Consider the following 12734-nt stretch of genomic DNA (forward strand, 5'->3'; position numbering starts at 1 on the left):
CCTGACCGAGGTGGAGGCCACTGTGGCCGGGCTGCCCGGCGTCACCGCCGCGGTGGTGGTCTGGGACGACGGCATCACCGCGTACGTCCAGACCGACGGCTCGCTGACCGAGGAGACGCTCGACAAGCTGATCGCCGAGCGCAAGACCCATAAATATGCCTCTCAGTCATATCGCTCGAAGTACTCAGTCTTCCGGCCGGGCATCACCCTGCGTGACCGAACGGCCTGGCACCGCCGGGGCGGTGAGCGACAGCGTGGGCCACGCCGCCAGGTCGTGGAGCATCTGCCGGTCGTGGGTGGCGACGACCACCGCCGCCCGGGTCGTCAGCAGGGCGGCGGTGAGGTCGTCGACCAGCGGCGCCGACAGGTGGTTGGTGGGTTCGTCGAGGATCAGCAGGTCGGGACGTTCGGCCAGGCGCAGCGCCAGGTTCAGCCGCCGTTGCTGTCCGTGCGACATCCGGCCGACGGGCGTACGCCGGGCCTCGGCGTCGAGCAGGTTCGTCGCGCTCAGCGGCAGGGCCGTGCCGGAGCCGACGCGCCCGGCGGAGCGGAGCCGGCCCACGTGCTGCTCGTACAGGTCGTGCGCGAGCAGCGCCGGTGGCCAGTCGGGCACCTCCTGACCGAGGTACGCGACGCGCGCGCCGGACAGGTGACGGACCTCCCCGGTCGACGGCGTGAGGTCGCCGGCCAGCACGGAGAGCAGCGTCGACTTGCCCGCGCCGTTGGGACCGGTCACCAGCAGGCGGTTCCCGCCGTCCATCGTGAGCGTGACCCGGGTACGCAGGCGCCCGGCCACCGTGACGTCGTGGCATCGCAGGATGGGCAGTCCGGCACGGGTGTCCAGCGGTGGCCAGCGCAGCGGCTGCGGTGGCTCCGGCACGGTGACGCGGTGCGCGTCGAGCGCCTCCTGCCGGCGGCGCAGCGCCTGGACCAGTCCGGGCGCGCGGGACTGGCGCTGGTGCTTGCCGTGTCCCTTCTCCGGCCGCCAGCCGGTGCTGAGGCGGTCCTGCGCCTCCCGTACCCCGTCGGCCAGCCGCTGGTGCTCGGCCTGCTGTGCCTCGTGGTCGCGTACCCAGTGCGCGAAGTCGCGGCGGCGCCCGTCCTGCCAGGCGGCGTAGTCCCCGGCGTAGCGGCGCGGGCGCCCGTCCGCGCTGGGGTCGAGGTCCAGGAACTCCGTGGCGACGTCCCGCAGCAGGGCGCGGTCGTGGGTCACCAGCACGACGCCGCCCGGGTGGTCGCGTAGCCGGGCGGTGAGGAAGGCCAGGCTGTCCGCGTCGAGGTGGTTGGTCGGCTCGTCCAGCATCAGCAGGTCGACCCGCGCCCCGAGCAGGCATGCCAGCCGTACCCGGTAGCGCTGGCCGACGGACAGCGTGGCCAGCTCCCGGTCCCGGTCCGGGCAGGCGTCGAGGCCGGCCAGCGCCACGTCGACGCGCCGCTGGGCGTCCCAGGCGTCCAGCCGGGTCGCCGCGTCCAGGGCGACGGCGTACGCGTCGTCCGCGCTCGCCCGGCCCTCGGTGAGCGCGATCGTCGCCTCGTCGAGCGCCCGCAGCGCGCGTTCGGACTCCCGGATCGCCTCCCGGACGAGCGTGCCCACTGTCTCGCCGTGGCGCGACTCCAGATTCTGCCGGGCGACGCCGATCGTGCCCAGCCGTTCCACCACGCCCTGGTCGGGCGCGGTGAGGCCGGCCAGCACGTGCAGCAGAGTGGTCTTGCCACGGCCGTTCTCGCCGACGACTGCGAGGCGGGAACCGGCGGAGACGGTCACGCTGACGTCGGACAGCACGACCCGGCCGCCGAGTACGACGCGGACGCCGGCGGCCCGGACGTGCGCCCGGTGCCCGGCGGGCAGCGAACCGCCCGAGGTGGATGGGAAGGAAGGAATGTTGTCGAGGTTGTGCACAGTCCGCTCTTCGGCTCGTCGGGGAGCCGGGCAGCGCGAGGACACCGCCCGGCGGGAACGCCGGGACGGCGGAGCAGAGCTGGTACGTCAGAAGAAGCCGGTCACCCTGCCGCCGTCAGCGGAGGGACCAGGGCTTCATGACAGCGGCGAAGAACCTCATGCGGTAAACAGTACCCGGCTCCGGGCCGGAGATCACCGGAGTTACCGGCGGAGGCGGGCGGAGGCCTCGGCGTCGAGCAGGTCGTTCACCGCCAGCGCCGAGTTGATCAGGGCGAGGTGGCTGAACGCCTGCGGATAGTTGCCGATCTGCTCACCGGTGGAGGCGATTTCCTCGGCGTAGAGGCCGAGGTGGTTGCTGAAGGTGAACATCTTCTCCAGGGTGAGCCGTGCGTCGTCCAGCCGGCCGGAGCGGGCCAGCGCCTCGACGTACCAGAACGTGCACATGTTGAACGTGCCCTCGTGGCCGGGGAGCCCGTCGGGGGAGTGGACCGGGTCGTACCGGTGGACCAGGCTGTCCGAGACCAGGTCCCGCTCGATCGACTCGAGGGTGGACAACCACAGCGGGTCGGTGGGCGTGACGAAGCCGACCGCCGGCATGTAGAGGAGAGCGGCGTCGAGCACGTTCTCGTCGTACGCCTGCACGAAGCTGCCGCGTTCCCGGTGGAAACCGCGGGCCATGACCTGGTTGTAGATTCGGTTGCGTTGTTCGGTCCAGCAGCTCATGTCCCCGGGCCGGCCGGTGCGGGTGGCCAGGCGGATGGCGCGGTCCAGCGCCACCCACGACATCACCCGGCCGAACGTGTAGTTGCGGGGGTGGTGGCGGCTCTCCCAGATCCCGGCGTCGCGCTGGTCCCAGTTGTGGCAGAGCCAGTCGATCAGCCGCACGGTGCTCTTCCACACCTGGTGCGACACCCGGATGCCCTGCTCGTCGGCGAGGTGCATGGCGTAGAGCGCCTCGCCGTGGATGTCGAGCTGGATCTGGTCGGCGGCGCCGTTGCCGATCCGCACCGGACGGGAGCCGCGGTAGCCCTCCAGGTGGTCGAGCACCTCCTCGTGCAGGTCCGAGGACCCGTCCACCCGGTACATGATCTTCAGTGGGTCCTGGTGGTCGCCGGCTTCGCGGATGCGTTCGTCCAGCCAGTCCATGTACCGGCTGACCTCCTCGGTGAACCCGAGGCCGAGCAGCGCGTGCACGGAGAACGAGGTGTCGCGTACCCAGGTGTAGCGGTAGTCCCAGTTGCGGGAGCCGCCGACCAGCTCGGGCAGCGCGGCGGTCGGCGCGGCGATCATCGCGCCGGTCGGCGCGTACGTCATGAGCTTGAGCGTGATGGCCGAGCGCTCGACCATCTCCCGCCAGCGCCCGGTGTAGCGGGAGCGCTCGACCCAGCGCCGCCAGTAGTCCCGGGTCCACTCGAACATGCCCTGGACCTCTTCCGGCGGGATGATCCTGGGCTCCTCGCTGCCGGTCTCCAGGACCACCCCGCCGGTGTCGCCCTCCTGCAACGTGCCGTAGGCGATCAGGTCGCCGTCCTCCATGCGGATCTCGCCGGTCTTGGCCCAGAGCTGCCGCACCGGATCGATCGGGTTGAAGGCGAGCGTCGCCGACCGGCTCCGGAACAGGTAGCCGTTGCGGTGCCGCTCCAGCTCGTGGCTCTCCCGGGCGAAGTCGAAGCGCGGCCGGCACTCCACCCGGAAGCGCATGGTGCCCCGCACCATGTTGACCATGCGTACGACGCGGTGCGAGTCGGTGACCCGCTCGCCGGTCACAGGCATGAAGTCCATCACCTCGGCGACGCCGTCCGCGCTGATGAACCGGGTGATCAGGATCGGCGTGCCGGGCAGGTAGAGCTGCTTCGTGACGTACCGGACGTCGTGCGGGGCGATCTGGAAGAAGCCGCCCTTGTCCTTGTCCAGCAACGCGCAGAAGACGCTGGGCGAGTCGAAACGCGGCGCGCAGAACCAGTCGATCGTCCCGTCACAGGTCACCAGCGCCGCGGTCTGGAGGTCGCCGATGAGCCCGTGATCCTCGATCGCCGGATAGCTCTTCACGCCGCCCCCCAGGATCCGACTGCCCTCTCCGACCCAACCTAGGGGAAGAATTGTCAGGTTAGAGGCGATTCGTGCTCACGCACCCTCCTGCACGCCACGCCGGGCCTCGACCGCCCGCCGGGTCTCCTCGTTCACCAGGTCCGCGTTGATCATCGCCGCGGTCCGGGCACCAGCCGCCGCGGCGGCCCCGACCTGCGCCGACAGGTCGGTCACGTTGCCCGCGACCCACACCCCGGGAACCTCGGTACGCCCCGACTCGTCGGCCGGCAGATACTCGCCCATCCCGCTGGGGTGCGGTTGCGGGCGCAGGCCCAGCCCGGCCAGGAACCCGGCGCGCGCGACCATCCGGGGCGCGACGGTCAGCACCTCCCGGTCGACGGTGCGGCCGTCACGCAGGCGTACCCCGGTCACCCGGTCCCCGGCCACCTCGACGGCCACGACCTCGCCCTCGACCACCGGCACGCCGCGGGCGGCGAGCTGCTCGGCCTGCTCGTCGGTCAGCGGCGGCGCGGTGTGCCGCAGGTAGACCACGTCGTCGCTCCACTGCCGGAACAGCAGCGTCTGGTGCACCGACATCGGGCCGCTGCCGATCACCCCGATCGGCCGGTCCCGCACCTCCCAGCCGTGGCAGTACGGGCAGTGCACCAGGTCCCGTCCCCAGCGCTCGCGCAGGCCGGGCACCTCGGGCAGCTCGTCGACCAGGCCGGTGGCGACCAGCACGTGAGCGGCGCGTACCCGCCGGCCGTCGGCGAGCGTCACCTCGAAGCCGTCGCCGTCGCGGCGTACCGCCTCGACCCGGCCCTCGGTCAGGTGCCCGCCGTAGCGGCGGACCTCGTCCCGGCCGCGCGCCAGCAGTTCGGCCGGCGGCACGCCGTCGTGGCCCAGCAGCGCGTGCACCCCGTCGGCGGGCGCGTTGCGCGGCTCGCCGCCGTCCACCACGAGCACCGACCGGCGTGCCCGCGCCAGCATCAGCGCGCCGCTCAACCCGGCCGCACCGCCGCCGATCACCAGTACCTCGTAGTCCTCACGTACCTCGGTCATCGTGACCACCTCCGCGACCAGACTGCGGCGGGGAAGAGCAGAACCGCAAACTCTCTTGCTGATGTGGCAAACTGGTGGCATGGACGACGAGCTCGACCAGGCCCTCGACGCGGTCGGTCCCCGCCTGCGCGCGCTGCGGCGTGAGCGGGACACCACGCTCGCCGACCTCTCCGCCGCCACCGGCATCTCGGTGAGCACGCTGTCCCGCCTGGAGTCCGGCGGTCGCAAGCCCACGCTGGAGCTGCTGCTCCCGCTCGCCCGCGCGCACGGCGTGACGCTGGACGAGCTGGTCGGCGCCCCGCCCACCGGCGACCCGCGCATCCACCTGCGGCCGGTCGCCGCGTACGGGATGACCATGCTGCCGCTCACCCGCCGGGCCGGGGGCATCCAGGCGTACAAGCTGATCATCCCGGCCGGCGGCCGGTCCGAGCCCGAGCCGAAGACCCACGAGGGGTACGAGTGGGTGTACGTGCTCAACGGGCGGCTGCGGCTCGTCCTCGGCGAGCACGACCTGGTGATGGTCCCCGGCGAGGCGGCCGAGTTCGACACCCGCGTGCCGCACTGGTTCGGGCGTGCCGACAGCGAGGGGGTGGAGTTCCTCAGTCTCTTCGGCAGCCAGGGCGAACGCGCCCACCTGCGCGCCCGCCCCCGCGCGTCGAGCTGAGCGTCGACCGCAAACGCGCCCGCGGCGGCATCGGCGGCGCGACGATCGGCGGGTGAGCTATGCGGAGGCCGGCGGGCTGCGGATCTGGTACGAGGAGCACGGGAACGGCAAGCCGCTGGTCCTGCTGCACGGCGAGTACGGCTCGACGGAGACGTTCGCGCCGATCCGCCCGGCGCTGGCCACACGCCGGCGGCTGATCGCCGTCGACCTGCAGGGCCACGGCCGCACCGCCGACGTGGACCGGCCGCTGCGGTACGAGTCGATGGCCGACGACGTGGCCGCGCTGCTGCGCCACCTCGGCCTGCCCCGGGCCGACGTGCTCGGCTACTCCCTCGGCGGCGGGGTGGCCCTGCGTACCGCGGTCCAGCACCCCGACCTGATCCGGCGCCTGGTGCTGGTCTCCACGCCGTTCCGGCGGCACGGCTGGTACCCGCGCACGCTCGCCGCGATGTCCGCCCACGACGAACGCGTCGCACAACGGATGCGCGGCACCCCGCTCCACGAGCGATATGCGCGGGTGGCGCCCCGTCCGCAGGACTGGCCGGCGCTCTGGGCCCGCGGCGGCGAGCTGCTGCGACGGGACTACGACTGGTCCGCCGAGGTGGCCGCGCTGCCGATGCCGGTGCTGCTGGTGTTCGCCGACGCGGACGAGATCCCGGTGAGCCACGCGGCGGAGTTCTTCGGCCTGCTCGGCGGCGGCCACCGGGACGCGGGCGGCGACGGAACCGACCGTCCCGCGTCCCGGCTGGCGGTGCTGCCCGGACTGACCCACTACGACGTGCTGACCTCACCCGCGCTGCCGGCGGCGGTGCTGCCGTTCCTCACTCACCCGGCGCGGGCCCCCGGCTGACTCAGCCCACCAGCGCCGGAGTGTCCGCGCCCGCCGTCGTGCGCGGGCGCAGCAGCGCGTACGCGAGCCCGACGGCGACCACGAGCAGCCCTGCGCCGATCGCGAACGCCAGGTGGAACCCGCTGGTCAGCGCGGTGGCCCGGTCGTCGCCCAGCGCGACCCGGTCCGCGGTACGGGCGGCGGCCAGCGTGGACAGCACCGCGACGCCGAACGCCATGCCGAGCTGCTGGGTGGTGTTGAACAGCCCGGAGGCGAGACCGGCGTCCCCGGCGCCGGCGGCGGACATGCCGAGCGCGGTCAGCGCCGGCAGCACCAGCCCGAACCCGCCGGCGAGCAGCATCACCGGCAGCACGTCGGGCAGGTAACTGCCGTCCACCGGTATGCGGGCCAGCAACACGAACATGGCAACCAGCAGCACGAGCCCGGCGATCAGCACGGCCCGCTCGCCGAAGCGGGCGTTGAGCCGGGCCGAGACGCCGAGCGACACCGCGCCGATGACGACTGCCGCCGGGAGCAGGGCCAGCCCGGTGCCTGTGGCGTCGTAGCCGAGCACCTGCTGGAGGTAGAGCGTGACGAGCACCTGGAACGCGAACGTCGACGCCACGGTGAGGATCTGGACCACGTTCGCCACCACCACGCCGCGCGAGCGCAGGATCCGCAGCGGCATGAGCGGGCGGCGTGCGGTCGCCTGCCGGACGACGAAGCCGGCGACCAGCGCGACGGCGAGGGTGCCGAGGCCGAGCGTACGCGCCGACGTCGCCCCGTACCGCTCGATGGTGACCACCGTGTAGATGCCGAGCACCAGTCCCGCGGTGACCAGCAGCGCGCCCGCCACGTCGGCCCCGGCGGCCAGACCGAGGCCCCGGTCGGCGGGCAGCGTACGGACCGCGAGCGCGATTGTGGCCAGGCCGATCGGCAGGTTGATCAGGAAGATCGAGTGCCAGCCCAGCGCATCGGTGAGCAGGCCGCCGGCGACCTGGCCGATGGCCGCCCCGGCGGCGCCGGTGAAGGCGAACACGGCGATCGCCCGGCCCCGCTCGGCGGCGTCGGGAAAGAGCGTGACCAGGATGCCGAGGCTCACCGCGACCGCCGCCGCGCTGCCGACGCCCTGGAGGAAGCGGGCGGTGACGAGCGTGGCGCTGTTCTCCGCGAGCCCGGCCAGCACCGACGCGGCGGTGAACAGCGCGGTGCCGCCGAGGAACAGCGCCCGGCGTCCGAGCAGGTCGCCGAGGCGGCCGGCGAGCAGGAGCAGGCTGCCGAAGGCGATCAGGTACGCGTTCACCACCCAGCTCAGGCCGGCCGGGGAGAAACGCAGGTCGCGCTGGATGGCGGGCATCGCCACGGTGACGATGCTGCCGTCGAGGATGGTCATCAGGGCGCTGCTGGCGAGCACGCCGAGCGCGACCTGACGCGAGCGGGGAGCGGACATGGAGTCCTCCTGTCGAGAGGTGCGACAGGATGGACCGTAACGGATAGTCCCGTTACAGACAATCTCTTTGAGAACTATTGGCGGGCGCGGCGTGCCGGTTTCGGGCTCGGCACCGGATTGGCCAGGTGGCCGGCGGTCAGGCGCTCCAGCGCGCGTAGGAAGACGTCCCGCTCGTCGTCCGGCAGGCTCGCCAGCGTCTCGGCGTGCACCCGGTCGACGATCTCCTGGCTGCGCGCGGCCACCCGGGCGCCCTCCTCGGTGACCGCGATGATCCGGGCCCGCCGGTCGGTACGCGACGGACGCCGCACCGCCAGGCCGGCCCGCTCCAGCGCGTCCACCGTCACCACCATCGTGGTCTTGTCCATGTCGCCCATCTCGGCGAGCTGGATCTGCGTACGCTCCTCGGGCAGCGCGTGCGCGAGCACGCAGTGCATCCGCGCGGTCAGCCCGATCTCGGCCAGGGCCGCCGCCACCCGGGTGCGCAGCACATGACTGGTGTGGTCGAGCAGGTACGACAGGTCCGGGGTGCTCATCCGCCCAGCGTACCGACGGGTCCGTGGCGGATGATCCCACGCGGACCCGCTCCGGCCGCGGATACGATCTTGTGGGATGTCGTCGGCAAGAGAGGTTTGGTGCGGTGAGCGACGTGCACAGCAGGCAAGTGATGGTGGGTTACGACGGGTCCCCGGCCGCGAGCGCCGCCATCGAGGCGGGCGCGCTGCTGTTCCCCGGCGCGCACGCATGGATCGGGCATCTGTGGACGCCACCGTTCGCCAGCGAGGAGCTGCGTAAGCGCCTCTGGACCGGCAAGCGCAACATCAACGCGTTCGTGGAGGCGATCGAGCGCGAGGGCGGCCGGGAGGCCGACCGGCTCACCTCCGTCGGCGTGATGCTGGCCCGCGCGGCCGGCTGGGACGCCGAGCCGCTCGTGTGCCGCAGCTACGGCGGGGAAGGGCTCCGGCTCGCCGAACTGGCCGACGAGAAGCAGACCGACGTGCTGCTGCTCGGCTCGCGCGGGCTGGGCGGCGCCCGGGCCGTGCTCGGCAGCGTCTCGGACATGGCTGTGCACTACAGCCCGCGACCAGTCCTGGTGGTGCCGCACCCGCTGCTCACCGACGAGCACGACGCGCTCGCCGCCGGGCCGGTCGTGGTCGGCTGGGACGCCTCCGCCGGCGCCGAGGCGGCGCTCGACGCCACCCGGCGCCTCTTCCCCGAGCGGGACGTCGTCCTGGTCGCCGTCGACGGCGAGGAGGACGAGACGCCTGCGCCGGACACGGCCGGTGGACAGGTCACCATCGTGCGGGTGAGCGCCGGGCGCGGCGCCCAGGGGCGCGCGGTGGCCGAGGCGCTCTCCGCCGTCGCCACCGAGCACAAGGCGAGCACGGTGGTGGTCGGCTCGCGCGGACGGACGGCGATGCGCAAGATCCTGCTCGGCAGCGTCGCCATGGCCACCCTGCACCGCGCCCACCGGCCGGTGATGGTGGTGCCGCAGAGCCCGGTCCGCGAAGCGGAGTAACAGTCGGCGTAGCCCGAGAAAGCATCACGGGTGCCTCCCCGCCGGGGAGGCACCCGCTTCGTCACCGGCGCCCGCGGCGCAGCCGCCGGTACGCCGCCAGGCCGCCGAGCGCCAGCGCCACCAGGCCCGCCCCCCACCACGCCCGGCCGCCGGGGCCGGACGGGGGATCGGCCTCGCGGACCCGGCCGGCGCGCACCACCGAGTCCGCCACGTCCACGGCGAGCACCTGGTCCGGCGCGGTGAGCAGCGTGACCGGGGCAGCGGCACCCGGTGTCAGGCTCAGCACCCGGACCGAGCGCACGTTGGCGTACGCGGTCCGCTGGTCCATCGCCAGCCCGTCGGCGTACCAGCTCGGCGCGTTCGGCTCGGGCCGGTACGCGACCACCCACGCGCTCCCGTCCGGCAGCCAGCCGAGCAGCCGGATCGCCGTCACGCCCGAGACGGCGGCCAGCGCGGGCGGCGACAGCTCCCGCCCGTCGGTGTCGACCCGGCGCAGCCGCCACCGGTCGCCGGCCACCTCGTGGGCGACCAGAGTCAGCGAGCCGTCGGGCAGCCAGGCCCCCTTGCCTGCCAGCGCGGTGTCGGGCGGCAGCGGGAACGAGGAGATCTGCCGCCCGTCCGGGCTGCTCACCAGCACCTTCGTGCCGACCTGGTAGGCCAGCCGAGACCCGTCGGCGGCGAAGGCCAGCGGCGATCCGAACACCGGCAGCTGCGTGGTCTCCAGCAGGCGGACCGCCCGGCCGGTGTCCAGCCGCACCAGGCTGAGCGTGTTGACGTACGAGCTGCGCTCCGGGTTCGCCGGAGTGGTGTCCACGACCACCAGCGCGGACCCGTCCGGCGCCCACCCGGCCGGCCCCGTCCCCACGCTTCCCGGCCGCGGGCTGGGCAACCGCCGGACCGTGCCGCCGGCCAGGTCGATCACGTCCACCCCGGGGCTGGTGGGCGACCCGTTCGGCGCCGCGAGGAACCGCCCGTCCGGGGAGAGCAGCACCCCTTCCCCGGCGGGCACCTCGAAACCGACAGTCCACGTCCGGTACCGGTCCGCGTCCGCCCCGACGATGCCGACAGTGCCGTTCTCGTCGACCAGGCCGGTCAGCCCGCGCGCCTGCCCGCTGAACACCACCGACGCCGGGCCGAGCGCGGGCCGGTCCGTCGCCCGCAACGCGCCGAACGGCGGCAGCCCGAGCCGGTCCGGCAGCGCCGCGCCGCCCGAGCCCGCCGGCGCGGTCCGGTCGTCCCCGCGTACCGTCAGCGGCACGGCCGCCACCAGCGCCAGCACCGCCGTGGCCACCGCGGCGGTCCGCCACCGCGTGCGCCGCGCGGTCCGCACCGCCCGGTCGTGCACCGGGTACGCGGGCACCTCGGCCGCCGCCTCCCGCAACGCCTCCCGCAGCCGTACGCTCATCGCTCGCTCCTCTCCGGAGTCCGCTCCAGAAGCTCGGGGGCCAGCTCGCGCAGCCGGCGTACGGCGTCGTGCCCGTGCCGCTTCACGGTGCCCACCGAGCAGCCGAGCACCTCGGCCACCTGCGCCTCGGTCAGATCCTCGTAGTACCGCAGCACCACCACGGCCCGCTGCCGCGCGGTGAGCCGCCGCAGTGCCGCCACCACGCTCAGCCGCAGCGCCGTCGCGTCGGTGTGGTCGCCGCCGCCGCGCTCGGCCGGCATCGGGTCCAGCCGCTCGGCCACCCGCCGACGGCGCCACCAGGAGACCTGCTGGTGGTACATGACCCGGCGCACGTACGCCTCCGGATCCCCGTCGCGGATCCGCCGCCAGTGGCGGTAGGTGCGGGCCAGCGCGCTCTGCAACAGGTCCTCGGCGAGCTGGTGATCGCCGGTCAGCAGGTACGCGGTCCGCGACAACGCGGGTGACCGCTGCACCACGAACTCGCGGAACGACTCCGACATGCCCACCCCCTCACCGCAAAGAACGCCGGTCGAGCCCTCGATGGTTGAGGCAGCCGCCCCGGAGGCGGGCGCTGGCACGCGCCGATGTGCGGCAACTATTCTCGGGTCACAAGCCAGTCGCCGTCTGACGGAGTGGTCGATGCGGAAGGGCCTGGTCGCGGACCGGCATGCGCAGGGGGACGGCCGCAGGGCCAACCTCGGCGCGCTGCTGCGGCGCGTCCACCTGACCGGCCCGGTCACGCGCGTCGAGCTGGCCGAGTGGATGGGCGTCAACCGCAGCACGGTCATGGCGCTCACCGCGGAACTGGCGTCGGCCGGCCTGGTCCGGGAGGTGGCGGCCGGCGGCAGCGGACGGGCGGGACGACCCTCGCTTGTGGTCCGCCCGGCCTCGGACACCGTCTACGTCATCGCCTTCGACATCGCCGTGGACCGGCTCGTGGCCGCCCGCGTCGGGCTCGGCGGCGTGGTGTCGGCCCGCCTGGAGGCGGAACGGCCACGGGCCGGGGCCGACCTCGACTCCGTGGTCTCGGTGCTCGCCGACTTCGGGCGGGCGCTGCACCACGCCGCGCCACCCGGATCGGTGTGCGTCGGTGTCGGCGCGTCGTACTGCGGGATGATCCGGCCCGGCGACGGCATGGTCCGCTTCGGACCGGACATGGGCTGGGTGGACCAGGCGTTCGGCGCCGAGCTGGCCCGGCGGCTGGATCTGGGCCTGCCCGTCCTGGTCGGCAACGAGGCGCACCTCGGAGCCCTGGCGGAGCATCAGCGGGGCGCCGGAGTCGGCGTGCAGAACGTGGTCTACCTGCACGGTGACGTGGGTGTCGGCGGCGGGATCATCGTCAGCGGTGAGCTGCTCGACGGCGACGGCGGGTACGCCTCCGAGGTCGGGCACATGCTCGTGAACCCGTACCAGGGGCGGCCCTGCGGCTGCGGCTCGCGCGGGTGCCTGGAGGCCGAGGTCGGTGAGCGGGCGCTGCTCGACGCCGCCGGGCGCCCGGCGGGGGAGAAGGGGCGCGAGGCGGTACGGGCCGTGGTGGCCGCCGCCGCGCGGGGCGAGCCGGCCGCGCAGGACGCGCTGCGGCACATCGGTGACTGGCTGGGCATCGGCGTGGCGAACGTGATCAACCTGTTCAACCCCGGCGTGGTGATCTTCGGAGGCACGCTCAGCGAGGTCTTTCCGGTCTGCGCCGACCACGTACGCAGCCGGATCGCCGCCAACGTGCTGCCCATCTCGCGCGACAAGGCCCGGCTGCGCGTGTCCGCGCTCGGCTACGACGCCACCTTGATCGGCGCCGCCGAACTGGGCTTCACCCCCTTGTTCGCCGACCCCCTGGGCGTCCCCGCCTCCGGGTGAGCCAACGCCGCGCGTCGGTGCTTCGC

The 12734-nt window shown here is 73.7% G+C and carries 11 protein-coding genes and 1 pseudogene; 5 read left to right on the top strand and 7 right to left on the bottom strand.

The features are described from left to right. A pseudogene (locus AMK25_RS32135) lies at positions 1–142 on the top strand (long-chain fatty acid--CoA ligase); the annotation flags it as partial. A gap of 42 nt (positions 143–184) precedes the next feature. On the opposite strand, the gene AMK25_RS30860 reads toward AMK25_RS32135, so the two are convergent. The 3 genes from AMK25_RS30860 to AMK25_RS30870 all read right to left on the bottom strand — a co-directional run bounded on the left by AMK25_RS30860 (position 185) and on the right by AMK25_RS30870 (position 4990). Further along, positions 185–1900, bottom strand: a complete 1716-nt coding sequence (locus AMK25_RS30860) for an ABC-F family ATP-binding cassette domain-containing protein (RefSeq protein WP_241826571.1) — start codon at positions 1898–1900, stop codon at positions 185–187. A 201-nt stretch (positions 1901–2101) separates the two neighbouring features. After that, on the bottom strand, positions 2102–3949 hold the full coding sequence (locus tag AMK25_RS30865) for a glycoside hydrolase family 15 protein (RefSeq protein WP_073831880.1): 1848 nt from the start codon (positions 3947–3949) through the stop codon (positions 2102–2104). Positions 3950–4024: 75 nt separating this feature from the next. Next, positions 4025–4990, bottom strand: coding sequence for an NAD(P)/FAD-dependent oxidoreductase (locus tag AMK25_RS30870; protein ID WP_073831881.1), 966 nt, complete (start codon positions 4988–4990; stop codon positions 4025–4027). A gap of 79 nt (positions 4991–5069) precedes the next feature. Here AMK25_RS30870 and AMK25_RS30875 point away from each other — a divergent pair, with 79 nt between their 5' ends. Next, positions 5070–5654 (top strand): helix-turn-helix domain-containing protein, encoded by a 585-nt coding sequence (locus tag AMK25_RS30875; protein ID WP_073831882.1) that lies wholly within the window; start codon positions 5070–5072, stop codon positions 5652–5654. A 52-nt stretch (positions 5655–5706) separates the two neighbouring features. Continuing rightward, positions 5707–6504: an alpha/beta fold hydrolase gene (locus tag AMK25_RS30880; RefSeq protein WP_073831883.1), complete on the top strand. Its 798-nt coding sequence runs from the start codon at positions 5707–5709 to the stop codon at positions 6502–6504. 1 nt (position 6505) lies between these two features. On the opposite strand, the gene AMK25_RS30885 is transcribed toward AMK25_RS30880, so the two are convergent. Continuing rightward, a complete protein-coding gene (locus AMK25_RS30885; RefSeq protein WP_073831884.1) occupies positions 6506–7933 on the bottom strand; it encodes an MFS transporter in 1428 nt (475 codons plus the stop codon). A 74-nt stretch (positions 7934–8007) separates the two neighbouring features. Then, entirely contained in the window at positions 8008–8466 is a 459-nt protein-coding gene (locus tag AMK25_RS30890) for a MarR family winged helix-turn-helix transcriptional regulator (RefSeq protein WP_073831885.1), read from the bottom strand. Between the two features lie 131 nt (positions 8467–8597). Here AMK25_RS30890 and AMK25_RS30895 point away from each other — a divergent pair, with 131 nt between their 5' ends. Beyond that, positions 8598–9449 carry a universal stress protein gene (locus tag AMK25_RS30895; protein ID WP_073831886.1) on the top strand — a complete coding sequence of 284 codons (852 nt, stop codon included), beginning with the start codon at positions 8598–8600 and terminating at the stop codon, positions 9447–9449. A gap of 61 nt (positions 9450–9510) precedes the next feature. Here AMK25_RS30895 and AMK25_RS30900 read toward each other — a convergent pair whose 3' ends face one another. Together AMK25_RS30900 and AMK25_RS30905 are read right to left on the bottom strand one after the other, a co-directional pair. Continuing rightward, positions 9511–10854, bottom strand: coding sequence for a TolB family protein (locus tag AMK25_RS30900; RefSeq protein ID WP_073831887.1), 1344 nt, complete (start codon positions 10852–10854; stop codon positions 9511–9513). Next, positions 10851–11354, bottom strand: coding sequence for a SigE family RNA polymerase sigma factor (locus tag AMK25_RS30905; RefSeq protein ID WP_073831933.1), 504 nt, complete (start codon positions 11352–11354; stop codon positions 10851–10853). The genes AMK25_RS30900 and AMK25_RS30905 overlap by 4 nt, the downstream gene beginning before the upstream one ends. 139 nt (positions 11355–11493) lie before the next feature. Between AMK25_RS30905 and AMK25_RS30910 the strand changes: the two genes are divergently transcribed. Next, complete coding sequence (locus AMK25_RS30910) at positions 11494–12708, top strand: ROK family transcriptional regulator (protein ID WP_073831888.1); 1215 nt, start codon at positions 11494–11496, stop codon at positions 12706–12708. Positions 12709–12734: the final 26 nt, after the last annotated feature.

It is taken from the genome of Micromonospora sp. TSRI0369 (assembly GCF_001905625.1).
GTDB classification, from domain to species: domain Bacteria; phylum Actinomycetota; class Actinomycetes; order Mycobacteriales; family Micromonosporaceae; genus Micromonospora; species Micromonospora echinospora_A.